Here is a 22890-nt window from a genome sequence, read left to right as displayed (position 1 = left end):
TTTTGAGTTTGAATGACTTTGTAAAACTTTGTAACTTGATTCCTTTATACAAAAATTAACAGTTCAAATGATATGGATTTTAAAGAATTTATTCAGAGTCGGCAACTATCTACTTTTCCAATTGGATTAGGTGGATGTAGAACCAAGAGTTATTCCTTTGAGTCCTGTGATTATGATCTTATGGTTTTTGATGAAACTTCGTTGAATGATGAAGTCGTTTCGTATGAAAATAATTTAATTACTGTTCACCACGCTTCATTATCTGAAACAAATACAAAAAAACTTCTTCAATACGATGATCTAAATATTTTACAAGATGATTCTTGGAATTTGAAAATATTTCTTTCAAAAATTTCTGAAAAACGTAATTTACTGTATTCTGATTTTGCAAAAAATTCTCTAATTGAATCACTGTTTTGCTGTCAAAAAACAAAAGATTCTATTGAAAACGATGATCCCTTTGCTGCATGTTGGCAAAAATGTGCATCATACTATTTGGCTGATGCCATAACTTCTCTAAACAATTTTCAATCGAGTCCATCTCACATGCTTGACTCTCTTAGGAATTTTGAGAAGAATTCTATCAATGGCCATATCTCCGATATTCTTCAAACTATTGGTATTGAACGTGCTACACCCACATTGTTAGAACGTATGCTCAAATCTACAGTTGGTTTTTCTGACTTGATTGAAAAAAATAACAATTCTCAACTTATCAAAAGAAAATATGACTTTTTTATGGAAAATTCTATGCTTTCTGATTGTTATTTCTATCTCGGTTATGTCAACAAGGAAAATTTTTCCCAGATCAAAGATGAATTAAATAGAAAACAGGATGTCATTCATATCTTAAAAATTGCCTTTGATATTGAATCTGATTCAAATCAACTATTGCGCCATGTTGAAACAATTCAAACTAGCTGTAATGAACTTCTTGAGATTATTGCAACTCCTTGATTTCCTACTTTGTACTAACCTTTTAAAATAAGTAATATTATGAATTATCATGGTAGATCAAGCATGTGGATGCGAAGCTGACAGCGGAGATCCAGATTACTCATGTGATTGTGCAATGCAAGGTCATTGCATATGTAGTTCAGATTGCCAATGTTCAACAGACGTTTGCAAAGAAGCTACAAAAGATATGTAATTGAATAGTAATTACATTCTAACTTTTTATTTTTATAATTAATCTTCTTCTTGCTCGAAGCCCCAAGACTTTACTAGTTCTTTTTGGAACTTGTCTGCTTGTTTCTCATCTAATCCAAAACCGCAATTTTTGTGAGTAGGAACTACTGTCATTCCATCTAATTTGAACTCCACTTCAAACAAGTGTACTTTGGAACATTCACACATTTCTATTTTTTTTTGAATATTCCTCTATATTTGCCTATTTACATTGAAATTTATGATATATTTTGGCATTTTTTGGGAATTTGAATAACGTTTAACTATCCGTTTGGACAATTTTTTTTAGACTTGAAACATTCCCCTCTGATCATAGGATTAATGACAATTCTCGTAGTTACTTCATTTTTACCTACATCTGCTTTTGCTCAATTCCAATCTGGAGGTGTTAGTTCTGATGAATATCCTCCAGGAACTACTTGGTATGCTGGCGAGGGTCTCAAAAAAGGTGACTTTTTCTCATATTCAATGTGTCATGTAGACTACAAGGAATGTGCAAAGTTTGAACTCGATATGTGGATTAAAGGAGACATTACTGTTGGCACTGAAACCAAATGGTTAGCTGAAGTTGCTGTCTTTGATGGTAACAAAGTATTAGTTGGAACTATGGAGTTAGGAAAAATTGCTCCAGAACCAACTGGTGGAAGTGAAGAATTAGGAATTTACCGTGGTGCATTCAAATCTTCTGTTGCATGGTTATCTGCTTTTGCAACATCTGATGGTAGTTCAGGTGGTAAAGGTCCTAAAGCATTTGATGCAAAATCTTGGGGAAAGATTGGAAACATTGGCGGTGAACAAGTTGTACCAATGGCAATTGAAAGTTTGAAAATAAAATCTGGAACTTGGGATACAATTATTGTAGGTTGGAAGACAGGTGGTGCAGAAAGTAAAGTTTGGATAGTTGATGATTTCCCGTTCCCTGTGAAAGGCGCAACGTATACTCACGTTTCTGAAGGAATACCCCCACCAGAATACAAATTTGAATTATTAAAATATGAAGAAAATATGACTGCAAGTCCATTTGATGGAATTATTCCAACTGAGGACACTTTTGCAGCACAAGGTTGTGACACTAATTATGAAAAAGAAGTTTCTATCAAAAAACCAACAACCAATTTTGATTATCAAATACATGCATTTTACGGACCTGAAGATCCTGTTCAAGGATGTGAAATGTCTTGGATTATTAAATTCATCAGTAAATATGATGACACAGAATATTTGAACCAGGTTCAATTTGATTTCTTTACTGTTGATGATGACTTGACACCATTGCGTTCACTTGCTCAAGATGATGGAAGAACTTTCTTGTATTCTCCATCTGGTGTTTATGTGATGGATATGATTGTTAAAGAAGATCCTGGAACTGCAAAATATGTAATCTGGGTTTATGGTTTATCCCCTGAAGGAATTGCACCATCAACTGCATCTGATTATTTAGAAATTGAAGTTCCAATTTTTGCACCTGATGGAAGTAAACCTGTTGAAAAAATCCCATCCTGGATTAAAAACAACGCAGGCTGGTGGGCAGATGGCACCATAGATGACAATTCATTTGTTCAGGGAATTCAATTCTTGATCAAAGAAAAAATTATGAAAATACCAAAAACTACTCAGGGAACTGGTGTAGGTTCTAACGAAATCCCATCCTGGATTAAAAACAACGCAGGCTGGTGGGCAGATGGCACCATAGATGATGAGTCTTTCATTCAAGGAATTCAATTCTTGATTAAAGAAGGAATTATGAAAGTACCACAACCTCGTCAAAGCAATACTTCCTCTGGCGCAGAACCTGAAGCTTGGTATAACTAGAGAATAACTGATGGCTGGCTTATTCAAGCAACCAAAGCGTAAATTAAAGAAATTAGTTAGAGATGGGGAATATGTTGACGCAATAACATTTGGTAAAAGTCTTGAACCTGATTATTCTGATGATTCTGATTTTATGTTCATTATGGGAAGTATTTACTTTATTGTCGATGATGCAAAAAAAGCATTGCCTTATTTTGAAAAATCTTTTCAATTAAATTCTGATGACATTGAAATGCTAACTCTCAAAACTAATGTTCATTTGGCATTACAACAAAAAGATGAAGCAATAGATTGCTGTAAAAGAATTTTAAAACTAAATCCAAAAAATTCTGAAGCTGAATCCTTACTTGAACAATTAGAAAATCTATAAAATAATTATTTTTTCTTCATTTCATATGCATTTTCCATTAACCAATTACAAAATGCTGTTACGTTCTCATCAAAATCAGTCCAAATATGTACTGAATGTGGTAAGATATCTATTTTCCAATCGTCTGTGAAGACTCTAACTCCCTCTTTATTTTCATACATGTATGCATCCTCTGTTTTAACATCTCCTAGCATCTCAATTGCTTTTTGTTTTATTATTTCTCTATCCATTGGAAATCTTTTTCGATCATAGTCTACAATTAAACTAAGATCTCTTTTTCCATACATTTCATATTCCTCTATTCTTCCTTCTTTTGGAAAATTTACAATTAGTTTGATGTTGTATTTCTTGCCTACTTCTTTTCCGATTTCTACTATTCTGTTGTAACCTAAACCTGGGTTTTTTTTAATTAAAAATCTAATTTGTGCTAATTCTCTCTTTAACTCATTTTGTAAATCTGTAATTAATTCTGTAAATATCATTAATTTTATCTGAAAAATTCCTATTATAATCATTAATTATTTTTTTACTTTCTTAGTAAACTGGATGATGCCATCCTTTCTTTATGGATAATTCTTGAGAATTGGCCTACTCCTCTAGGCACATCAGAAGAAATGTTCCATTCTTCTCAAGTAAGCAATATGCCAAACACATTTTCTGTGATAGTCTTTTTGATTTCTGATACGTCTTTCATTAAATGGCATGATCTTTTTACATAAAGTACAAGGCACAAACATATCATATTTTATGAAATTAGGCTTAAGAGGCGTGGGTTATTACAGAAATAGATGAAAGACGATAAAATGAAAATCCTGTGTAAATGGTGTAATGTGGTGATAAATTGCCATATTGTTAGTGAGGAAGTCTCTGATCATCATGGAGCATATGGGATTGACAGTGTTAAGATGGCCAAAATTAAAATTCACAAGCATTTCAAAGGAAAAAATCACTGCAAAGGATCAGATAGAATCATCACTGTACCAAAGAATAAGATCAGTGTAGACAAAGTGTACTATCACTAAAAAAAAATACTCCACCCTAAAATCACATATGATACTGTAATACTCATTTTTAAAATCAGAAAAAATTTGGCAAATTTGGGCAGTTTGTACTAGGAAAACATTGACTGTTCATTAATCCCATTCAAGATTAGTTTTTTTACAACTATGTTTGATTCAAGATATGGCAATGCCTGAAGGTTACGATGGATTGAGAACAGGCGATGAGTCTGAAAGAACTGATGATCCTAATGAGTACAAGCGCACATGTATTGATTTCATTGAAGATATTTCTCATGATTATGAGGCTTGGGTTGATTATTACAAACTACCAGAAGATGAAGATAAACGAAGACGTGCTGGAATTCAAGCAACTATTACTAGAACAAATGAATGGCTAGCAAAGGTTGCACAATCCATCAAAGCCGTAGATGTAATTATGAATGATGGAATTCAAAAGATGGCTGAATCTACTGCAGGCAAGCCTCTGGAAATTGGAGTTTTTGTTAATCAAAAATCTGGATACACTGAAACAAAACCTGGAGTGATTGATGTTGTAGTCAAAGGACATCCTAGAAAAAATAGAAAACTAAAACTTGGTTATCATTTCAAAGATGATAGATTTAGAATTGAATCTACATGTGGTGCATACTTGGAAGAGACTAATCTACCAACTGAAGGATTTGATGATATGGATCTTCATCTAAAACTGCATGCAGAGAATGCAAAACCTCGAGATGTAATTTCATTTACTGTTACACTAGGTGAATTTGAAAATGATGTAGAAATTGACAAACGTGGTATTTCTACTGTAGTACATTTAGTTTGATTTTTTTATTTAGATGTAATCTCCAAACAAGTATAATCCAATCAAAGACATACCTAATGCTGCAAAACCTAATTTGACTAAAAATACTTTTGATTTACTTAATTGAGGAATGATTTTTTCTGCTTTCAATTTATGTCAATTAATACTCTTTTTGTTCCTCTATTAATGGTAATGTAAGCTTGTTTTGGTTTGGGAATTATCTCTTCGGCTTTTTCTAAATACTTTGTTTGTGTTCCTCTTGCTGATGAGATGATTGTTTTTTTTCTTTTTTTGAAAAAAATATGCTCTTTTGTTTTTTCTTGAAATTCTTTAAATTTGTCTCCTGCCCAATTGTAATCAACATCTTCGCCTACTAGTTTTTTACCAGTTCCTCTTTTTGTAATTAATAATAAACTCATTTCAATTACCTTATGCCATTGTCCAATATGTCATTAGGACTGGTGGAATTGCGATGATTCCTGCTATGATTGGGATTTTTAGATAGTCTTTTTTTGTTAATTTAGAAGATTTAATTTTCTCAAATGATAATTTCATTCTAGATTACCTCTTCGCCTTCATTTCCTGATTTAATGTCAATTGCACGTAACATTTGTGAAATGAATATTTTGCCTTCTCTAGAATTTTTCTTAATTATCTCTACAGTTTTTTCTTCTTTTGATTCTGGTATGACTACCATTAATCGATATTTATCTGCAAAATGAGGAACAAAGATTTCCATTCCTTTTGATGTGTGGATTTCGGCTGCAGTTTTTGCACCTCTTCCTCTAACTTTGATAACTGTTAGTCCACCAATTCCTATTTCTTTTAATCCTTCGCTGATGTTCATTACATCATTTTCTGCAAGTATGATTTCAAGTTTTAACATGATTATTTTTCATTGTTAAAGTAAATAATAATTTAGAAATTGTATATCTTTTGATTATCACTGTAAATCAAATTGGAAAACTGTTAAATGCAAAAACTCGATTTCATTATAATTATGATAGATACTGGAGATACAGCATGGATGCTAATTGCTGGATGTTTAGTATTGTTAATGATCCCTGCATTGGGATTGTTTGAATCTGGTTTATTGAGAAAGAAAAATGTAGTTTCAATTTTTATGCAAATATTTTTCGGAATGTCATTACTTAGTGTAATGTGGTTCGTTTTTGGTTTTAGTCTATCCTTTGGTCCTTCTACAACTGGTGTTATAGGGAATCTTGATTGGTCATTTTTGAAAGGCATTCCTTGGGATGCTCCATTAGAACAATATGCTCCTAGCATTCCTGGAGTACTCTTTGTTAAATTCCAGTTAATGTTTGCATGTATTACTCCATTATTACTAACAGGAACTATTGCTGAAAGAATGAAATTCAGTTCTTTCATTATATTCATCTCTGCATGGTCAATGCTAATCTATTACCCAATCGTTCACATGGTTTGGGGTGGTGGCTGGTTAGCACAACTAGGTGTTGTTGACTTTGCCGGTGGTATTGTAATTCACACTACTGTTGGAATGGCTGCACTTGCAGCTGCCCTCGTACTTGGAAAAAGACGTGGATTTGGTCCAGCTATCAATATTCCGCACAGCATACCTCTAGCTGTTTTAGGTTCTTCCCTATTGTGGTTAGGTTGGTTTGGATTTAATGCCGGTAGTGCATTGGCTTCAGGCGGTGTAGCCGGAAATACTGTTATTGTAACTCACTTAGCTTCTTCTGTTTCTGCTTTAATTTGGGCAGGATTGTCATGGATGCGAACTGGTAAACCATCAATTGTTGCAACTATCAATGGTGCAATTGCTGGACTTGCTGGAATCACTCCTGCATCTGGATACATTAGTGTTGAACATTCATTTGTTCTTGCAATTGCAATTGGTGTACTATCTTATGGTGGAGTTGTACTCATCAGAGACAAACTAAAGATTGACGATGCACTTGATGTAAGTTCTGTACACGGTATTGCAGGAATTGTTGGTGCACTTGGAATTGGAATATTTGCAAGTACTTTGATTAACCCATCTGGTGTTGATGGATTGCTTTATGGTAATTATGATCAAATTTGGATTCAAGCAGTCGGTATTGCAGTAGCAGCTGTAATGGGATTTGGTGGAACTTGGGTATTATTACAATTAATTAAACATCTTATTGGAATTCGTGTTGGACCTGAAGAGGAAGACATTGGATTAGATATCAGTGAACATGCTGAAGAGGCTTACTCTGAGGAGGAGGAGTTTAAGTTTACTCCAAATGACTACATGCAACCATCTAACAAAGACAAATCAAATAATTCTTGATGTTAGATGGATGATGACAAAGATTATGAAGAGAGACCTGAATGGGAATGGCTGAAGAAATAATTGCAGAACCAAATTTTGAAAAACTTTGTTCCAAAATTATAGACTCTGATAATCAGATTCGTTTTGCAGCATTTGTTAATGATAAATCCAAAATACTACACAGTGCACAAAGGGATAATCTTGATTCTCTTTTAGCTGATCATGAAGTTGGAATGTCTATTCATTATACATTGGAGAGATGGAGAAAAGCACAAAATTTTACATTCCGTTTAGGTAAGGAGAGATTAACTTTTACTGAATATGATCATGTGACATTGGTTACTATTCCCTTTAAAGGAAAATTATTACTTGTAAGCACCGAACCTAGAATATCTTATGATCCAATAATAGAAAAAGTTAATTCTATTTTGACAAATTGGGAGAACCCATAGCGTGGAAAATGGTACAATTACCTATACTCAGTTATTGAGAGAGGATTTAGGAATTTTTCGTGTGACTCCTGATGGGGAAGTCCCTGATTTTAAAGCAGGTCAGTTTCTAACCCTTGGATTGCCTTTGGATAGTAAAATTGTTAATCGAGCATATTCTATAACATCTTCTCCTCAAAACAAAAATTTCTTTGAATTTGTAATTAGATGGGTTAGAAGACCTCTTCCTGGAAGACTAACGAGTTTATTGTTTAATTCAAAAGAAGGTGATAAAATTAGTTGGGCAAAACCTGCTGGTAATCTAACAATTAATGACACACTGCCAAGTGGTGAAAAAGACACAAGAAGAATTGTCTGCATTGGCGGCGGAACTGGACTGGCACCGTTTGTCAGTTTTGCACAGCATCTGCATGACACAAACGACAAAAGAGAAATCGTTGTTTTGCATGGCGCAAGTTATGTTGATGAGTTAAGCTACAAACAACTATTGACTGATTTAGAAAATGAAAGTCTTGACAGAGGTAAGGATAAGTGGAATTTCAAATACAGAGCTGCAATCAGTAGACCCCAAGAGTGGACTAATCGTTCATGGATTGGTCATAAAGGTAGAATTGAACAATATTTGAGACCTACTGACAGTGGTAAATCTGCTCTTGAAGAATTAGTTGGTGAAAAAATTACCAAAGAAAATACAATCTTCTATGTTTGTGGTTGGCAAGGAACAATTGATGGAACAATGGATTATTTGAGTAACAAAAATTTTGTCACTGAAAAAAATAAGCGTGAAGATGGAAGTTTTGAAGTTAAATTCGAATCCTACGGTTAATTTTTTCCTAACTAAATGATTATCAAATGATTATCATCTGATAATCAATTACTATGGTCGTGAAAAAATGATTATGTTTAAAACCATCTAAAATTGTGACAAATTATTGAAAAAGATTGAAGCTGTTATCAATCGAAAAAATTACCCCACAATCCGCGAGAAATTGGATACTTTAGGCATAGACATTATTGATAAACGAAATTTAGAAGATAGCAAATTTGTAAGTCAATCAAAAGGTTCCAGAGTTGGAGGTTCTGCTCTTAGATCTACAATGCTTGCAAAAATTGAATTGGCAATGTCTGATAAACAAGCACGAGAAGTAGTAGATATTATTTCCAAAAACTCAGGGCTTCCTAAATCTGCACCAAGTAAAATTTTTGTTTTTGAAATGCAAGAATCCATTGAACTCAATTCGCTTCTGGGTGAATCTGAAACTGAAACAAATGATGAGCCTGAGGAACAATTTTCTGTTGCCCCTAAGTTTGTGACTAAACGTAATAGATTAGTGCCACTTCAAAAAAGAACTCTATACAAATTAGAACAATACTATGACAAACACAGTGATGTCTTAGAATCTGATTACAGAATTCGTTCCTTTAGTGATTTTGTTAATTATTGTATAATGAAATATTTGCCTACCTTAGATAAACAACTAAAGAATCAAACAATTCTTTATGAAGACGTATTGTAAGTAAAATCAATTTTTTGTTTTTACAACTTTTATTTTATAATGTCATCTAATGTAACTTCGATTGCTACTCTTTTTTCATTAGCTCTTTCTTCTCCTGGATATTTCAATTGAGAGAGTTTTTCATTTAGTTTTTCATCTGTTACAGCTACAGCTTTTCCAGAAAATTCCATGTTGTTGTATTGTATTTTGACTTCTGGATTTGCAATTGAATTTTGATACCAATCCCCATCTGGACGATGTCTTGAAAAATATATTTTCTCATTGTACTTTACAGCCCTTAACCACACTGAATGTGGTTTTCCTGTTTTTCGTCCCTTTGTAACTAATATTGGCCGAAATCTTTCTTCTTTAATTTCCATGCCTATCATACTCTGTCAAGTAATTTAACCCCATTGATAGAAATTTCTGATATTTGATATGATAAGGAAATTTGACAACTCTGATACATGTCAGTGAAATTAGAGGGAATGCCTGAAAACATAGCCACAGCTGATACCTTTACTGGAAAAAAAGTAATTGATAGAGAAGGAATTCAATATGGAAAGGTTAAACACATACACATTCATCAAGACACCCTTTCTGTATCTGGTGTAACTATTCACCAGGGATTTAACAAAGATTATTTCTTATCTCACGATTACATCGACAAATTTTCTGATGAGCAACTACTTCTCAGTAGACCTCCTGTCAGAACTGGAATTCCGGTAGTAGATATTGATAGCCATAAAATTGGTAAAGTCAAAAGGTTACACAAACATCCAGACACCAATGAATTGGAATCAATTGAAGTAAGTTATGGCTTGATGCATTCAAAAATTCTGTCCAAATCTGAAATTTGGGGAATAGGTGAAAAAATCATCTTAAGAATGACTAAAGATGAATTCAAAAATATTGAATGATTCTTTAAACTTCTTTTTTATTATTTTTTACTTTTTTGCACACTTTTCACAAACAGGACTTCCATTCTCTAATGTAATTTCTACATTTGATGAGTGACATTTTTGACATAATCCTTTCATAAATCATCTCTTTAACATACTCTTTTTAAATTTTGTATGATCGTATCTGATCGAATACTTAGCAATTTATAATTCCCACCGCAGTTCAAGTTATTGTATTCTATCGAAACAAAATCTCTAACAAAATCATTTGGAGATTTGGTTGCAGTAAATGATATTTCCTTTTCAGTTGAAAAAGGAGAAATTTTTGGATTCTTGGGACCTAATGGAGCTGGTAAAAGTACTACCATGATGATCTTTACTACATTACTAAAACCGACAAATGGAAATGCCCTTGTTGGAGGTTTTGATGTACTAAAAAATCCAAAACAAGTTAGAGAAAATATTGGATTTGTACAACAAGAAACTACTGTTGATGAATATCTATCTGGGCGTGAAAATCTGTTATTGCAGGCAAAATTAAATCATATCCCAAAAAATGAAATCAATCAAAGAATTGATGAAGTTTTAGACTTGATTGAACTTTCAGACAAACAAGATGAAGCTGTAGTTACATACTCTGGAGGAATGAGAAAGAGATTAGATATTGCTGGAGGTCTTTTACATCATCCAAGAGTTTTATTTTTAGATGAACCTACAGTTGGATTAGATATTCAAACTAGAAGAAAAATTTGGCAATACATCAAAAAAATTCATACACAATTTGACATGACAATTTTTCTTACAACTCACTATATGGAAGAAGCAGATAGTCTTTGTGATAGGATTGGAATTATAGACCATGGAAAAATCCAAGTAATTGATACTCCTAAAAATATGAAAAATGATCTTGGCAATGAAATCATTTCATTAGTCATTGAAAGCAATAATAATTCTGATTCTTTTTTACTAGAACTTAAAAAAATTGAATTTATTAAAAAAATTAATGAAGATGATTCAAAGTTAACTCTTTTTACTTCAAATGGAACTGAAGTAATTCCTAAAATTTTTCAAATATCTTCAGAACTTGGAATCAAAATTAAATCTATTTCTTTAACTCAACCAACCCTTGATGATGTTTTCATTTCTTATACTGGCCATGAAATTCGAGACGATGATTCAAAATATAACAGAAGACGTGAACATGCAAAAATGAAGAGATTGCGACAATGAATACGATAGCCTATGATGCATACACTATTTTCTGGAGAGAGTTAAAGAGATACAAAAAATCTCGAAGTGGAGTTTTAATTAGACTAATTCAACCTGCAATTTGGATTATAGTTGTAGGAAATATTTTTTCAGAAACTCAGCCATTAATTCAGTCTGTAGGATTTGAAGGTGAGTATATTGAATTCATGGCTCCTGGTGTCATAATTTTAACTGCAATTTTTACTAGTATTTTTGGTGGTGTTAACACCCTGTGGGATAGGAGGTATGGTTTTATGAATAAGGCATTGACTTCGCCCATTTCTCGTTCAGCAATTGCAGTTGGAAAAATGTCTGCAATTTCTTTAATTGCTGCATTACAAGCAAGCTTGATTATTGGAATTGCTTTGGCAATTGGTGTCACGTTTCCAAACCCATTAATGATAATTCCTATTATGGGGATTGTAATTTTATTCTCATTAGGATTTTCGGGAATTTCTGTTACTTTAGCTGCCACTGCAAAATCTCAAGAAACGTTTTGGGGTATGATAAATTTACTTGGAATGCCATTATTCATGTTGAGTCCTGCATTATTCCCATTGGAATTATTGCCTGATTGGCTTGCAGTAGTAGCAAAACTAAATCCTGTCACTTACACTATTTTGCTAGTTAGAGAATTGATGACAGGAGTTTCTGAGGGCGGTGTTCCTATACTGATTAGTGTCGCAGTAATTTTTGCATTTGTTATTGCAATGGTTGGTATTGCAAGTTATGTTTTCACCCGAGAAGTCAATAAACCATTTTAAAAAATCAAGCATATGTCTTGAAAATATTTTGGCGATCAATTGAAATTTTATCGATCCTCTGTTTCTATATAGTGCACTATACTTTATGGTGTGTTTCCTTAAGTCTATTTATTTGATGTAATGTGTATGGGACAATGGCTATCTTGGATCAAATCCAATGAAAAAGAACTTTTAACAATTTTAGATGATTTAGCAAAAAAAGCAGTTGAAACTTCTGAAGCTGTAGTAGTTTTATTTGATGATCTCACTAATTCGGAACAAGCAAAAAAAATTCATCAATTAGAAACAGAGGCAGATGTGTTAACTCGAGATATCTTTTCAGAATTAAACAAAACCTTCATCACTCCTTTAGATCGTGAAGATATGCAAAGAATTGCATCAAAAATTGATGATGTAATTGATTTCATGGATGGAATTGCTGCTAGAGTATATAGTTACAAAATTACTTCTCCTCCTCCTTATTGTAAAGAAATGGCTGTAGAATTAGTCAAGGCTACCAAAGAAGTTGAATATATGATTTCAAAATTACGAAGAATTAAGGATCCTAAAGATATGATTCAACACTGCAGAAATACCAGTGATATTGAACATGTTGTAGATGATATGTATCGAGAAGCAATTAGAGAATTATTTGAAACGAATGATGCAATTAAAATTATCAAACTAAAAGATATCTATGAAACAATGGAGACTGCATCTGACAGATGTGTAGATGTCTCTGATGTTATTGAAGATATTGTTTTGAAATACACATGAGATGATTACATGTTAGAGATAGCAATAGGTGCAATAATTGTAGCATTAATCTTTGATTTTGTAAATGGATTTAATGATTCTGCAAATTCAGTTGCTACAGTCATTGGAACTCGTGTTCTAAAACCAATTCATGCAGTCGGTTTGTCTGCTGCAATGAATTTCATTGGTCCATTTGTTTTTGGAGTAGCTGTTGCAGCAACTATTGCTAAAGGTATTGTAAGTCCAGACGATATTACTGTCTACATGATTGTAGGTGGATTGGCCGGAGCTATTGGATGGAGTACACTTTGTACTTACTTTGGATTACCTATTTCTAATAGTCATTCTTTAGTGGGAGGAATAATGGGTGCAGGAATTGCAGGATTAGGATTTGAAAAATTAGTTTATGGTGGATTAACTAAAGTTTTTGCAGGAATTGTAATTGCTCCAATCGGTGGAATAATTTTTGGTCTTTTGGTAACTACGTTGATTATCACTGTATTTGCAAGTCGTAAACCTGGACCTGTTAACAAAACTTTTGGAAGATTACAAATAATTTCTTCAGCATGGTTTGCTTTAACTCATGGGGCAAATGATGGACAAAAAACAATGGGTATAATCGTTTTAATTTTATTTTCAGCTGGATTGATCCCTGATCTTGAAATGCCCTTATGGGTAATTTTTGCTGCTGCTACAGCTATGGGTCTGGGCACCTTCTTTGGAGGCTACAAAGTAATCAAGACACTTGGTGTAAAAATTACTAAACTCAAACCTTACCAAGGATTTGCTGCAGAAACTAGTGGTGGTTTAATGCTTGCAGTATTTGCAGTATTTGGAATTCCTGCAAGTACGACACATGCTATTACAGGTACAATTATGGGCTCTGGTGCTGCTAGAAGAAAACGGGCTGTAAGGTGGAAAGTAAGTAGACAAATTGTTTTTTCATGGCTAATTACTATTCCTGGCGCAGCAGGATTGGGAATTGGATTCACGTATTTGATTAATCTCTTTGTATGATTTTACATTGATTTTTATTTCCAGAATTTTTCCCACAAGCATTACTAATGGATATTTTACAACTGATACAAGCTAATCTTCTTACTCCGATTATCTTATTCTTCCTTTTTGGAATTATTGCAGCTAGAATAAAATCTGATTTAAAAATTCCTGATGCGATATCTGAATTCTTACCTATCTATCTTTTAGCTGCAATTGGACTTCATGGTGGAATTGAGATGCGCAATACTGGATTTGAAAATATGCTTGTACCAATGTTTGTCGCAATTGGACTTTCTTTATTGTTTACACTGAATCATTATCAAATTTTACGAAGATTGGGTAAATTCAATCTCTTTGATTCGTATGCACTAGCATCAACTTACGGTGCAGTTGGTGCAGTACATTTCTCTGTAGGTTTGTCCTTTTTGAAAAATCAGGGTGTAACTTCTGAAGGATATATTGCCGCAATTCTTGCAGTTCTTGAACCTCTTGCTTTCATTTTGGCAATATTCATGACAAATATGGCCGTATCAAAACAGATCAGAGCAAAAAGAAAATCAGTTGGAGATGATGCTTCAACTGACATTGATGTTGGCTTAAATGAAACAAAAACAAAACTTTCTAAAGTATTACATGAGTCTATTACAGGTAAAGCAATTGTAATTCTTCTTGGTAGTATTGTAATTGGTTACATTATTGGTGAGGAAGGTTTTGAACCAATTAAAATTGTATTTGATGAAATGTTTACTGGTGCAATTGTAATATTTATGATTGAAATGGGTATCATTGCTGGTCAGAGATTAGGTGATATCAAAAAAGTAGGAGTCTTTCTTACTGCTTTTGCAATTCTAATACCTACACTCAATGGAGTCATTGGTGTTTTAGTTTCAACTGCTATAGGTTTGAGCCTAGGTGGTTCTGTAATGTTTGGTTTACTTCTTGCTAGTGCATCTTTTATTGCAGCTCCTGCAGTTTTACGTCAGGCAATTCCTCAGGCAAAGCCCAGTCTATACATTACATCTGCTTTAGGGATAACTTTCCCGTATAACATCATCGTTACCTTGCCTTTGTTATTTGCATTGTCTTCAATACTTCATTCAGGTGAAACGATAGACTTATTCAATTTCATTACTGGAGGATTGATATGAAACTATACAATGTGAAATTATTGACCATCACTTGTGAGATATTGGCACAAGAGAATATTCTTGAAATTTTAAAGAAACATGAAATTACAGGTTATACAAAATATGAAGTTGATGGAAATGGTGCACGGGGATTGCGTGGACAAGGATTCAAAAATGAAAAAAATATAAAAATTGAAGTAATTATGAGGGAAGAGAAATTACAAGATGTAGCTGAAGAAATATCTAGGACCCAATTTGCAAATTTTGCAATAGTTTTGTATGTTAGTGACGTTGGAGTTTTACGTCCTGAAAAATTTTAACAACATTTTTCATCTAGACATAGATTTGGAATTTCTTTTGATGTCTTTGTGACATTTGTAATTAATTTTGAAAGTTGTTCGTTGGTTATAGTATACATTGCTTTTTTCCCTTCGTCTCTTGATTTTACAATTCCGCATTTTTTCAATGTTTTAAGATGATGCGACACAAGTGGTTGATCTTTTTTTAACTCATTCACAAAATCATTTACACATAGTTCATGATTTTTTTGTAACAATTCTAAAATTTCAAATCTTGTCTCATCACAAATACATTTTAGAAGACTAATTCCATTCATATCAATTTAAATTTATATAAACTGATATTTATGTTATTTTATGGATATTTCTAAAAATATTCTATTTGTGTGCGTAGAAAATGCTGGGAGAAGCCAAATGGCTGAAGCATTTTTTAAAAAATTTGCTAAAAATCGATTCAATGTAATTAGTGCTGGAACCTCGCCATCATTTGCCATTAATCCGATGGTTGTTTCAGTAATGGCTGAAATTGGAATAGATTTGAAAAATCAACAACCCCAGTTATTATCTTCATCCATGATTGAAAATTCTAAAAAAACTATCAACATGGGATGTGTGGATAAGGAATCATGTCCATCATTGTTTGTTAAATCTGTTGATGATTGGAATGTTGAGGATCCTAAGGGAAAATCCATTGATGATGTAAGAAAAATTCGAGATCAAATTAAAAATGATGTTTTGAATTTATTAGATTCACTTGAAAATGATGTTTGATGACTTATTCTAATTTACAAATTTTTACTGTGGAATTAATTGGAACTTTTATTCTTGTAGTTTTTGCTACAGGTTCAATTGTATATGATGTTGAATTTTTTGACGGAAGTTTGGGAATTCCTTTTGCAGCTGTTGCACCATTTATTGCATTGTTAATTGGAGTTTATTCATTTGGAAAAATTTCTTTGGCGCATTTTAATCCTGCCGTAACTATTGGATACTATATTACAGGACACATTACAAAGATTCAAGTTTTGTATTATTTAATTGCAGAAATTATTGGTGCCTTGTTGGGTTCTCTTTTTGTATTAAGCTTTATTGGAGAAAAACCAAACCTTGGTGCTAATGCCCCGAATTATGATTTTTCAATCTTTTTGATATTTCCTGTGGAAGTTTTAGCATCTTTGATGTTAATGGCTGTAATTTTCTATGTTGTATACACTAAAGGTTTGAGAGGATTTAGTGGAGTTGCAATTGGTGGAATTGTTGCATTGGATATTTTGTTTTTGGCTTTTATTTCTGGTGCATCCATGAATCCTGCTAGGGCTCTTGCCCCTGCATTGTTGTCTGGAACATTTGATGATTTGTGGCTGTATTGGACTGCTCCTTTTGTTGGAACTATAATTGCGGCATTTGTATTTCGAGGTAAATTCCAAGCCCAAAGAGCACAAATTAGGAATAATAATGACCATGTTGTAGATTGAATATGTCCAAATCTCGAAAATTATTTACTGATTCCAAAAAAGTTACTCCGTCAGGCGTAAATAGCCCTGTTAGATATTTTGATCCTTATCCATTTTTTACAAAAAAGGCTAATGGTGCATACATTTGGGATGAAGATAATACTCGCTACATTGATTTTTGTAACGCATATGGCGCGTTACTATTAGGACATCGTAGAAAAGAGATTCTGGATTCTGTCACTAAACAACTTTCAAAGGGAACACTGTATTGCACTCCTACTGCATCTGAAATCGAATTATCCAAATTGATTCTTGGTAATTTCCCTTCAATGGATAAAGTGAGATTAATGAATACTGGTGGTGAAGCTACAATGACTGCAATTAGATTAGCACGCGGTTATACAAAAAAGAAAAAAATTATTAAATTTGAAGGATGTTATCATGGTGCACATGATTCTGTATTAGTTAAGGCGGGCTCTGGTTCTGCACATAATGGAATTTCTGTTTCTGATGGTGGATTGGATGAAGTTTCAAAGAATACTCTAGTTGTTGAGTATAACAATATTGAATCGCTAGAAAAAACAATTTCTAAAAATAAAGATATTGCTGGAGTGATTGTCGAACCAATTTTAGCTAACATGGGATTAATTTTACCTGAAAAAAATTTCCTTTCAGATCTGAGAAAAATCACTAAAGAAAATAATATTCCATTAATTTTTGATGAAGTGGTAACTGGTTTTAGAGTCTCTCCTGGTGGAGCACAGGAACACTTTGGTATCAGACCTGATATCACTACTTTAGCTAAAGCTCTGAGTAATGGATTTACAATTTCAGCTGTCGGTGGTAAAAAAGAAATAATGAACCTATTATCTCCTGGTGGAAAAGTTTACCAAGCAAGTACTTTTGCTGGAAATCCAATTTCTGTTAGTGCTGCAATCAGTTCTATTAAGACAATTAACAAAATGAAAAATAAACTCTATTCAAAACTTGAAAGATTTAATTTACTATTTTCAACTGCCCTGGATGACATGGCTACTGATATGAAAATTCCTCACCAAATCAATTTTACAGCCTCAATGTTTCAAATTTTCTTTACACACAAGCCTGTAATTGACTCTAAAACATCTAAAAAAGCAGATGGTAAAAAATTCCAGAAATTGTTCCGAACTCTATTGAAAGAAGGTGTCTTTATTCCACCATCTCAATTTGAAGTTGTTTTCTTATCTGATGCTCATACTGAAAATGATCTAAACAAAACATTAGATGCATATCATAGTGCATTAAAGTCGGTGAAGAATTGAAATATGTAGTTGGTGCACGAGGCAGTAAATTATCTATGGCCCAAACAAATTGGGTTATTTCAGAACTAAAAAAAGTAAATTCTGATTGTGAATATGAAATTAAACCAATTACTACTAAAGGCGATACTGATACAAGACCTCTATTTACAATTGAACAAAAAGGAATTTTTGAAAAAGAAATTGACAAGGCAGTTGCAGCAAAAGAAATTGATTTTGCAGTACATAGTCTTAAAGACGTCCCTTCTGAATTAGCTGATAATTTAATTATTGCATCTATTCCAAAACGTGAAAAAGTTAACGATGTTTTTATTTCGTCTGATGATTCATCTTTAGATAAAATAAAACCTGGTTCTGTAATTGGTACAAGTTCATTACGTAGAGCTGTTCAGGTTTCTCGACAAAGATCTGATGTAACTGTTAAACCAATTAGAGGAAATATTGAGACTCGAATCAATAAAGTATCTGGCGAAAATTATGATGCTATTGTACTTGCACAAGCAGGAATTTCTAGATTAGGAGTTGATGTCAATTTCACTCCTCTATCTGTAGATGATTTTTCACCTTCTCCTGGTCAAGGCGCTATTGCAATAGTTGCAAGAACTGATGATGTTCAAACGATTGAAATGCTTAAAAAAATTGAAGATGCTGATTCCCGATTGGAAATTGAGGCTGAACGTGCACTGTCTGATTACATTGATTCTGGATGTAGATTCCCTTTAGGTGCTTATGCCAAATCTGATGGAGATGTGATGGATCTTACCGTATATGCTTTCTCAGTTGATGGTAAACAATCTCTAGAAGTAACAAAATCTGGAGATAAAAATAATCCTAAATTATTGGGTAAACAGGTAGGCGAAGAGTTGCGTAGTAAAGGAATCAATGATCTTGCATTAAATTGGAGGGAAAAAGTGGAGGAATGGAATAAGACATGACTGGAAAAGTGTATCTTGTTGGAGCCGGACCTGGAGATAGTAAATTAATTACTATGAGGGCCGTTGAATTAATCCAAAAAGCTGATGTTGTTTTGTATGATAGATTGGTAAGCAAGAAAATTGTTTCTATGATTCCTAAAACTGCAAAAAAAGTCTATGTTGGTCGTTCAGTAGGTGATGATACAAGTCATCAAAATGGCACAAATGATTTAATGGTTGAATATGCAAAATCTACAAAACATGTTGTTAGACTAAAGGGTGGTGATCCAATTATTTTTGGACGCGGAGGAGAAGAAGCTGAATTTCTAAAAGATCATAAAGTAAAATATGAAATTGTACCTGGAATTACATCTGGAATTGGTTCTGCCACATACGCTGGAATTCCTTTGACTCATAGAAAATATGCTTCATCAGTTGTTTTTGTGACAGGTCATGAGGATCCTGAAAAGAAACAAGAAATTGTTAAATGGAAAAATTTAGCCAAATCTGTTGACACAATTGTAATTATGATGGGATTATCTAGAATTGATGTAATTTGTAAGCAGTTGATAGCAGGTGGAATGGATAAAAAAACACCTGTAGCTGTAATCCAAAATGGAACCACTCCTCAACAAAAAATGATTAAAGGTAATGTAACCAATATTGCAAAAAAAGTTAAAGAACATAAGATGATTCCACCTACAAATATCATTATTGGAAATGTCGTTGATTTGTCTGATGTTATCGGGTGGAAATAATGCTTAGCGGCAAAACTATTGCGATTACACGTTCACAAGATGACGCTACTGAATTTATTTCACTGGCGCAAGATAATGGTGCAACTCCTATTGCATTACCTACTATTGAATTAGTTAGTAAAGGCGAAAAAATTGTTGATGAATTTTTAGAATCTGTTGAAAAATACAATCCTGATTATTCTGTTTTTATGAGTTCGAAAGCTGTTAAACTGCTATTTGACACTGCAAAACAATTAGGAAAACTTGAAAAATTACAATTAGCAGTTGCAAATACTATTGTAATGTCTGTAGGACCTAAAACTTCCCTTACTTTGGAGGCTGAAGGAATCAAAGTTAATCACCAACCAACAACTTATTCTTCAGTTGGTGTTGGGGAAGAATTCACTAAGCTTAATGCAGTTGGAAAAAAAGTAATTGTTCCACGTAGTGGTGCTTCTACTCCTTTTCTAAAAGAATTACTTTCCAAAATTGGAATTGATGTTTTAGAAATTCATTTGTATGATGTTTGTGCATTTAGAGATACGACCCAATGGAATGGATTTAGAGAATTATTTTCTAAAAATAAAGTTGATGGCGTTGTATTCACTAGCGCATCATCTGTTAGGGGTTTCTTTGAAATAATGTCTAAAGATTATTCTGAGGACGTATTGCTTGAAAATCTTGAAAAATTATCTGTGGTTTCTATTGGACCATTCACTTCTGATGAATTAAAAAAATTTAAAGTCAAAAATTCTGTTGCAGAAGTTCATACTGTTGCAGGTGCATTTGATGAGATGAAAATTACTCTTTCAACTTAAAATTACTTGAATTTTTTTTTAGCAAATTTTGAAAGACCTTCAGTTTTTAATTTGTCTGACTCTTTCATAACAGAATTGTGTTGATCTAGTTTATGTTGTTTTAATTTCTTTTTCAAATCTGTAAATTCGTTTGCAAGTATTTTCATTGCATATATTCCTGCATTTCCTGCTTTGTTTACTCCAACTGCTACAACTGGTGAACCTGATGGCATTTCGGTGATTGATAACAGTGAATCCAATCCTCCAAATGCCGAAAATTTAGCTGTATCTGTTTTTTTTGGATGCTTGTCATTGTACACTAGAATTGGAACTCCTATTACTGGAATTGTTGTGTGCGATGCAATCATTCCTGGTAGGTGTGCAGCTCCTCCTGCACCTGCAATTATAATTTTTAATCCTATTTTTTCGGCATGTTTTGCATATTCTTCTAATCGTGCAGGTGTTCTATGTGCGGAAACAATTTGATCTTCATGTTTGATTTTATACTCATCTAGAATTTCTGCAGCTGCTTGCATAATTCTGCTATCTGAACTAGAACCCATAATTATTCCAACTAGGGGCTTTTCAGAATATTTCATATTACTACAAAAAACTAGAGAGTAATTAAGAATTACATTTGTTGATCCAATTTTTTACCTCTTGATTTTTCTTTGTCGTGAATGTTTTCTTTAGTATTCTATGGTGGATATGGATCTCTTTTACTAAAATGAATTTGAGATTGGAATTTAGCTATAGCTATTTAGCTTTGCCTATTTTTCCTCATGTATTTATAATATAACGGGGTTATCTCAATCATGACAACAGAAAATATTGACATTGATTATACAAAATATGACTTTAAAGATTCTACAGAAATGTATGTCCACCTAAGTAAAAAAGGACTTTCTAAAGAAACTGTAATCGAAATTAGTAAAATGAAAAATGAGCCACAATGGATGCTTGACTTTCGAATTAGATCTTATGAAGTCTTTATGGAAAAACCAATGCCAACTTGGGGTGGAGATCTTAGTGTTATTGATTTCCAAAATATTTACTATTATGCTAAAGCATCTGATAAAACTGAAAAGAATTGGGATGATGTTCCAGACAATGTTAAAAATACTTTTGATAAACTCGGAATTCCTGAAGCTGAAAAGAAATTTTTGGCAGGTGTTGGTGCACAATATGAATCTGAAGTTGTTTATCATAGTCTAAGAGAAGATTTAGCAAAACAAGGTGTTTTGTTTCTAGATACTGATCAAGCATTAATTGACCATCCTGAAATTTTCAAAAAATACTTTGGTAAAATTATTCCTCCAGAGGATAACAAATTTGCAGCACTAAACAGTGCAGTATGGAGTGGTGGTTCATTCATCTATGTCCCACCAGGTGTTCATATTGACATGCCTTTACAAGCATACTTTAGAATTAATGCAGAAAATATTGGTCAATTTGAAAGAACTTTGATCATTGTTGATGAGGGTGCAGAAGTACACTACATTGAGGGTTGTACTGCTCCAGTTTATTCGTCAGAATCTCTTCACTCTGCAGTTGTTGAACTAGTTGCACATAAAGATGCAAAATTAAGATACACTACAATCCAAAATTGGAGTTCTGATGTTTACAATCTTGTAACAAAACGTGCTTATGCATATGAGGGAGCTACGGTTGAATGGATTGATGGAAACATTGGAAGTAAATTAACAATGAAATATCCTGGTGTTTATTTGATGGGCGAAAGAGCATATGGTGAAACCTTGTCTATTGCATTTGCAGGTAAAGGACAACATCAAGATACTGGAGCTAAAATGGTACATCTTGCACCAAACACAACTTCTAAAGTTACATCCAAATCTGTAAGTAGAATGGATGGTCGTTCAACTTACCGAGGAATGCTAAATGTAGCCAAAGGAGCTACTAATGTGAAATCAACTGTTAGATGTGATGCTTTACTACTAGATGATACTTCAAAAACTGATACATACCCATACATGGTAATTGATCAAGAGGATGCAACAATCACTCACGAAGCTACCGTCGGAAAAATTGGTGATGATCAAATTTTCTATCTTATGTCTAGAGGATTTAGTGAAGAAGATGCATTATCTTTAATTGTTAATGGGTTTATGGAGCCATTTACAAAAGAATTACCTATGGAATATGCAGTTGAACTAAACAGACTCATTAAATTAGAAATGGATGATTCTGTAGGATAAA

General features: G+C 33.1%; 32 protein-coding genes. 24 read left to right on the top strand and 8 right to left on the bottom strand.

The genetic code is table 11. The features are described from left to right. Positions 1 to 72: 72 nt before the first annotated feature. Both NMSP_RS05780 and NMSP_RS08510 read left to right on the top strand, forming a co-directional pair. Entirely contained in the window at positions 73 to 957 is an 885-nt protein-coding gene (locus NMSP_RS05780; RefSeq protein WP_086907874.1) for a hypothetical protein, read from the top strand. Positions 958 to 1006: 49 nt separating this feature from the next. Next, positions 1007 to 1150, top strand: a complete 144-nt coding sequence (locus tag NMSP_RS08510; RefSeq protein ID WP_192866149.1) for a hypothetical protein — start codon at positions 1007 to 1009, stop codon at positions 1148 to 1150. A gap of 38 nt (positions 1151 to 1188) precedes the next feature. On the opposite strand, the gene NMSP_RS08505 is transcribed toward NMSP_RS08510, so the two are convergent. Continuing rightward, positions 1189 to 1332: a hypothetical protein gene (locus NMSP_RS08505; protein ID WP_192866240.1), complete on the bottom strand. Its 144-nt coding sequence runs from the start codon at positions 1330 to 1332 to the stop codon at positions 1189 to 1191. A gap of 177 nt (positions 1333 to 1509) precedes the next feature. Here NMSP_RS08505 and NMSP_RS05775 point away from each other — a divergent pair, with 177 nt between their 5' ends. Both NMSP_RS05775 and NMSP_RS05770 read left to right on the top strand, forming a co-directional pair. After that, on the top strand, positions 1510 to 3000 hold the full coding sequence (locus NMSP_RS05775; protein ID WP_086907873.1) for a peptidase: 1491 nt from the start codon (positions 1510 to 1512) through the stop codon (positions 2998 to 3000). A 10-nt stretch (positions 3001 to 3010) separates the two neighbouring features. Continuing rightward, a complete protein-coding gene (locus NMSP_RS05770) occupies positions 3011 to 3370 on the top strand; it encodes a tetratricopeptide repeat protein (protein WP_086907872.1) in 360 nt (119 codons plus the stop codon). Positions 3371 to 3375: 5 nt separating this feature from the next. Here the strand turns inward: NMSP_RS05770 and NMSP_RS05765 are convergent, their stop codons facing one another. Then, the gene (locus NMSP_RS05765; RefSeq protein ID WP_086907871.1) at positions 3376 to 3852 is read right to left on the bottom strand and encodes a hypothetical protein; all 477 of its coding nucleotides are present in this window, start codon (positions 3850 to 3852) and stop codon (positions 3376 to 3378) included. A gap of 306 nt (positions 3853 to 4158) precedes the next feature. Here NMSP_RS05765 and NMSP_RS05760 point away from each other — a divergent pair, with 306 nt between their 5' ends. Next, positions 4159 to 4392: a hypothetical protein gene (locus tag NMSP_RS05760; RefSeq protein WP_086907870.1), complete on the top strand. Its 234-nt coding sequence runs from the start codon at positions 4159 to 4161 to the stop codon at positions 4390 to 4392. Between the two features lie 160 nt (positions 4393 to 4552). Next, positions 4553 to 5197, top strand: coding sequence for a hypothetical protein (locus NMSP_RS05755; RefSeq protein ID WP_086907869.1), 645 nt, complete (start codon positions 4553 to 4555; stop codon positions 5195 to 5197). 125 nt (positions 5198 to 5322) lie between these two features. Here NMSP_RS05755 and NMSP_RS05750 read toward each other — a convergent pair whose 3' ends face one another. Genes NMSP_RS05750 through NMSP_RS05745 form a run of 3 tightly spaced genes read right to left on the bottom strand, consistent with a single transcriptional unit; the run spans position 5323 to position 6062 of the window. Next, positions 5323 to 5595 (bottom strand): hypothetical protein, encoded by a 273-nt coding sequence (locus tag NMSP_RS05750; RefSeq protein WP_086907868.1) that lies wholly within the window; start codon positions 5593 to 5595, stop codon positions 5323 to 5325. 10 nt (positions 5596 to 5605) lie between these two features. Next, positions 5606 to 5731 carry a hypothetical protein gene (locus NMSP_RS08710; protein ID WP_264080389.1) on the bottom strand — a complete coding sequence of 42 codons (126 nt, stop codon included), beginning with the start codon at positions 5729 to 5731 and terminating at the stop codon, positions 5606 to 5608. Position 5732: 1 nt separating this feature from the next. Beyond that, the gene (locus tag NMSP_RS05745; RefSeq protein ID WP_086907867.1) at positions 5733 to 6062 is read right to left on the bottom strand and encodes a P-II family nitrogen regulator; all 330 of its coding nucleotides are present in this window, start codon (positions 6060 to 6062) and stop codon (positions 5733 to 5735) included. Between the two features lie 111 nt (positions 6063 to 6173). Here NMSP_RS05745 and NMSP_RS05740 point away from each other — a divergent pair, with 111 nt between their 5' ends. From NMSP_RS05740 to NMSP_RS05725, 4 genes are all read left to right on the top strand, one after another. Continuing rightward, positions 6174 to 7472 (top strand): ammonium transporter, encoded by a 1299-nt coding sequence (locus NMSP_RS05740; protein ID WP_086908403.1) that lies wholly within the window; start codon positions 6174 to 6176, stop codon positions 7470 to 7472. A gap of 41 nt (positions 7473 to 7513) precedes the next feature. After that, complete coding sequence (locus NMSP_RS05735) at positions 7514 to 7906, top strand: DUF6659 family protein (protein ID WP_086907866.1); 393 nt, start codon at positions 7514 to 7516, stop codon at positions 7904 to 7906. Between the two features lies 1 nt (position 7907). Beyond that, positions 7908 to 8729 (top strand): ferredoxin--NADP reductase, encoded by an 822-nt coding sequence (locus NMSP_RS05730; protein ID WP_086907865.1) that lies wholly within the window; start codon positions 7908 to 7910, stop codon positions 8727 to 8729. Between the two features lie 106 nt (positions 8730 to 8835). Continuing rightward, the gene (locus NMSP_RS05725) at positions 8836 to 9420 is read left to right on the top strand and encodes a P-II family nitrogen regulator (RefSeq protein WP_086907864.1); all 585 of its coding nucleotides are present in this window, start codon (positions 8836 to 8838) and stop codon (positions 9418 to 9420) included. Between the two features lie 29 nt (positions 9421 to 9449). On the opposite strand, the gene NMSP_RS05720 is transcribed toward NMSP_RS05725, so the two are convergent. Beyond that, complete coding sequence (locus NMSP_RS05720; RefSeq protein ID WP_086908402.1) at positions 9450 to 9779, bottom strand: nitroreductase/quinone reductase family protein; 330 nt, start codon at positions 9777 to 9779, stop codon at positions 9450 to 9452. 87 nt (positions 9780 to 9866) lie between these two features. Here NMSP_RS05720 and NMSP_RS05715 point away from each other — a divergent pair, with 87 nt between their 5' ends. The 7 genes from NMSP_RS05715 (at position 9867) to NMSP_RS05685 (ending at position 15494) form a co-directional block, all read left to right on the top strand. Then, entirely contained in the window at positions 9867 to 10319 is a 453-nt protein-coding gene (locus NMSP_RS05715; protein ID WP_086907863.1) for a PRC-barrel domain-containing protein, read from the top strand. A gap of 213 nt (positions 10320 to 10532) precedes the next feature. Then, the gene (locus tag NMSP_RS05710; RefSeq protein WP_086907862.1) at positions 10533 to 11531 is read left to right on the top strand and encodes an ATP-binding cassette domain-containing protein; all 999 of its coding nucleotides are present in this window, start codon (positions 10533 to 10535) and stop codon (positions 11529 to 11531) included. Further along, entirely contained in the window at positions 11528 to 12313 is a 786-nt protein-coding gene (locus tag NMSP_RS05705) for an ABC transporter permease (protein WP_086907861.1), read from the top strand. Before NMSP_RS05710 ends, NMSP_RS05705 begins: the two co-directional genes overlap by 4 nt. 126 nt (positions 12314 to 12439) lie before the next feature. Beyond that, positions 12440 to 13069, top strand: a complete 630-nt coding sequence (locus tag NMSP_RS05700) for a DUF47 domain-containing protein (protein WP_086907860.1) — start codon at positions 12440 to 12442, stop codon at positions 13067 to 13069. A gap of 9 nt (positions 13070 to 13078) precedes the next feature. Next, positions 13079 to 14065, top strand: coding sequence for an inorganic phosphate transporter (locus NMSP_RS05695; RefSeq protein ID WP_086907859.1), 987 nt, complete (start codon positions 13079 to 13081; stop codon positions 14063 to 14065). Between the two features lie 47 nt (positions 14066 to 14112). Next, entirely contained in the window at positions 14113 to 15195 is a 1083-nt protein-coding gene (locus tag NMSP_RS05690; protein WP_086907858.1) for a sodium-dependent bicarbonate transport family permease, read from the top strand. Further along, positions 15192 to 15494 carry a P-II family nitrogen regulator gene (locus NMSP_RS05685; protein ID WP_086907857.1) on the top strand — a complete coding sequence of 101 codons (303 nt, stop codon included), beginning with the start codon at positions 15192 to 15194 and terminating at the stop codon, positions 15492 to 15494. The genes NMSP_RS05690 and NMSP_RS05685 overlap by 4 nt, the downstream gene beginning before the upstream one ends. On the opposite strand, the gene NMSP_RS05680 is transcribed toward NMSP_RS05685, so the two are convergent. Continuing rightward, a complete protein-coding gene (locus NMSP_RS05680; RefSeq protein WP_086907856.1) occupies positions 15491 to 15790 on the bottom strand; it encodes an ArsR/SmtB family transcription factor in 300 nt (99 codons plus the stop codon). The two genes, NMSP_RS05685 and NMSP_RS05680, sit on opposite strands and share 4 nt — an antisense overlap. A gap of 40 nt (positions 15791 to 15830) precedes the next feature. Between NMSP_RS05680 and NMSP_RS05675 the strand changes: the two genes are divergently transcribed. Genes NMSP_RS05675 through NMSP_RS05650 form a run of 6 tightly spaced genes read left to right on the top strand, consistent with a single transcriptional unit; the run spans position 15831 to position 20694 of the window. After that, positions 15831 to 16244, top strand: a complete 414-nt coding sequence (locus NMSP_RS05675; protein WP_086907855.1) for an arsenate-mycothiol transferase ArsC — start codon at positions 15831 to 15833, stop codon at positions 16242 to 16244. Then, a complete protein-coding gene (locus NMSP_RS05670) occupies positions 16244 to 16948 on the top strand; it encodes an MIP/aquaporin family protein (protein ID WP_086907854.1) in 705 nt (234 codons plus the stop codon). The genes NMSP_RS05675 and NMSP_RS05670 overlap by 1 nt, the downstream gene beginning before the upstream one ends. 2 nt (positions 16949 to 16950) lie before the next feature. Further along, the gene (gene hemL / locus NMSP_RS05665) at positions 16951 to 18228 is read left to right on the top strand and encodes a glutamate-1-semialdehyde 2,1-aminomutase (protein WP_086907853.1); all 1278 of its coding nucleotides are present in this window, start codon (positions 16951 to 16953) and stop codon (positions 18226 to 18228) included. Further along, positions 18225 to 19160, top strand: coding sequence for a hydroxymethylbilane synthase (gene hemC, locus NMSP_RS05660; RefSeq protein ID WP_086907852.1), 936 nt, complete (start codon positions 18225 to 18227; stop codon positions 19158 to 19160). Before hemL ends, hemC begins: the two co-directional genes overlap by 4 nt. Then, the gene (gene cobA, locus NMSP_RS05655) at positions 19157 to 19897 is read left to right on the top strand and encodes a uroporphyrinogen-III C-methyltransferase (RefSeq protein ID WP_086907851.1); all 741 of its coding nucleotides are present in this window, start codon (positions 19157 to 19159) and stop codon (positions 19895 to 19897) included. Before hemC ends, cobA begins: the two co-directional genes overlap by 4 nt. Further along, positions 19897 to 20694, top strand: a complete 798-nt coding sequence (locus NMSP_RS05650; protein WP_086907850.1) for a uroporphyrinogen-III synthase — start codon at positions 19897 to 19899, stop codon at positions 20692 to 20694. The genes cobA and NMSP_RS05650 overlap by 1 nt, the downstream gene beginning before the upstream one ends. Before the next feature lie 2 nt (positions 20695 to 20696). Here the strand turns inward: NMSP_RS05650 and purE are convergent, their stop codons facing one another. Continuing rightward, entirely contained in the window at positions 20697 to 21272 is a 576-nt protein-coding gene (gene purE, locus NMSP_RS05645) for a 5-(carboxyamino)imidazole ribonucleotide mutase (RefSeq protein ID WP_086907849.1), read from the bottom strand. 216 nt (positions 21273 to 21488) lie between these two features. Here purE and sufB point away from each other — a divergent pair, with 216 nt between their 5' ends. After that, on the top strand, positions 21489 to 22889 hold the full coding sequence (gene sufB / locus NMSP_RS05640; RefSeq protein ID WP_086907848.1) for a Fe-S cluster assembly protein SufB: 1401 nt from the start codon (positions 21489 to 21491) through the stop codon (positions 22887 to 22889). Position 22890: the final 1 nt, after the last annotated feature.

Source organism: Candidatus Nitrosomarinus catalina (genome assembly GCF_002156965.1).
Taxonomy (GTDB): domain Archaea; phylum Thermoproteota; class Nitrososphaeria; order Nitrososphaerales; family Nitrosopumilaceae; genus Nitrosopumilus; species Nitrosopumilus catalinensis.
This window is presented reverse-complemented; position numbering and strand designations above follow the sequence as displayed.

Coding starts and splice junctions, on each gene's coding strand:
- NMSP_RS05780 (WP_086907874.1), top strand. CDS start 73: ATGGATTTTAAAGAATTTATTCAGAGTCGGCAACTATCTACTTTTCCA.
- NMSP_RS08510 (WP_192866149.1), top strand. CDS start 1,007: ATGGTAGATCAAGCATGTGGATGCGAAGCTGACAGCGGAGATCCAGAT.
- NMSP_RS05775 (WP_086907873.1), top strand. CDS start 1,510: ATGACAATTCTCGTAGTTACTTCATTTTTACCTACATCTGCTTTTGCT.
- NMSP_RS05770 (WP_086907872.1), top strand. CDS start 3,011: ATGGCTGGCTTATTCAAGCAACCAAAGCGTAAATTAAAGAAATTAGTT.
- NMSP_RS05765 (WP_086907871.1), bottom strand. CDS start 3,852: ATGATATTTACAGAATTAATTACAGATTTACAAAATGAGTTAAAGAGA.
- NMSP_RS05760 (WP_086907870.1), top strand. CDS start 4,159: ATGAAAGACGATAAAATGAAAATCCTGTGTAAATGGTGTAATGTGGTG.
- NMSP_RS05755 (WP_086907869.1), top strand. CDS start 4,553: ATGGCAATGCCTGAAGGTTACGATGGATTGAGAACAGGCGATGAGTCT.
- NMSP_RS05750 (WP_086907868.1), bottom strand. CDS start 5,595: ATGAGTTTATTATTAATTACAAAAAGAGGAACTGGTAAAAAACTAGTA.
- NMSP_RS08710 (WP_264080389.1), bottom strand. CDS start 5,731: ATGAAATTATCATTTGAGAAAATTAAATCTTCTAAATTAACAAAAAAA.
- NMSP_RS05745 (WP_086907867.1), bottom strand. CDS start 6,062: ATGTTAAAACTTGAAATCATACTTGCAGAAAATGATGTAATGAACATC.
- NMSP_RS05735 (WP_086907866.1), top strand. CDS start 7,514: ATGGGAATGGCTGAAGAAATAATTGCAGAACCAAATTTTGAAAAACTT.
- NMSP_RS05720 (WP_086908402.1), bottom strand. CDS start 9,779: ATGGAAATTAAAGAAGAAAGATTTCGGCCAATATTAGTTACAAAGGGA.
- NMSP_RS05715 (WP_086907863.1), top strand. CDS start 9,867: ATGTCAGTGAAATTAGAGGGAATGCCTGAAAACATAGCCACAGCTGAT.
- NMSP_RS05705 (WP_086907861.1), top strand. CDS start 11,528: ATGAATACGATAGCCTATGATGCATACACTATTTTCTGGAGAGAGTTA.
- NMSP_RS05700 (WP_086907860.1), top strand. CDS start 12,440: ATGGGACAATGGCTATCTTGGATCAAATCCAATGAAAAAGAACTTTTA.
- NMSP_RS05695 (WP_086907859.1), top strand. CDS start 13,079: ATGTTAGAGATAGCAATAGGTGCAATAATTGTAGCATTAATCTTTGAT.
- NMSP_RS05690 (WP_086907858.1), top strand. CDS start 14,113: ATGGATATTTTACAACTGATACAAGCTAATCTTCTTACTCCGATTATC.
- NMSP_RS05685 (WP_086907857.1), top strand. CDS start 15,192: ATGAAACTATACAATGTGAAATTATTGACCATCACTTGTGAGATATTG.
- NMSP_RS05680 (WP_086907856.1), bottom strand. CDS start 15,790: ATGAATGGAATTAGTCTTCTAAAATGTATTTGTGATGAGACAAGATTT.
- NMSP_RS05675 (WP_086907855.1), top strand. CDS start 15,831: ATGGATATTTCTAAAAATATTCTATTTGTGTGCGTAGAAAATGCTGGG.
- NMSP_RS05670 (WP_086907854.1), top strand. CDS start 16,244: ATGACTTATTCTAATTTACAAATTTTTACTGTGGAATTAATTGGAACT.
- hemL (WP_086907853.1), top strand. CDS start 16,951: ATGTCCAAATCTCGAAAATTATTTACTGATTCCAAAAAAGTTACTCCG.
- cobA (WP_086907851.1), top strand. CDS start 19,157: ATGACTGGAAAAGTGTATCTTGTTGGAGCCGGACCTGGAGATAGTAAA.
- NMSP_RS05650 (WP_086907850.1), top strand. CDS start 19,897: ATGCTTAGCGGCAAAACTATTGCGATTACACGTTCACAAGATGACGCT.
- purE (WP_086907849.1), bottom strand. CDS start 21,272: ATGAAATATTCTGAAAAGCCCCTAGTTGGAATAATTATGGGTTCTAGT.
- sufB (WP_086907848.1), top strand. CDS start 21,489: ATGACAACAGAAAATATTGACATTGATTATACAAAATATGACTTTAAA.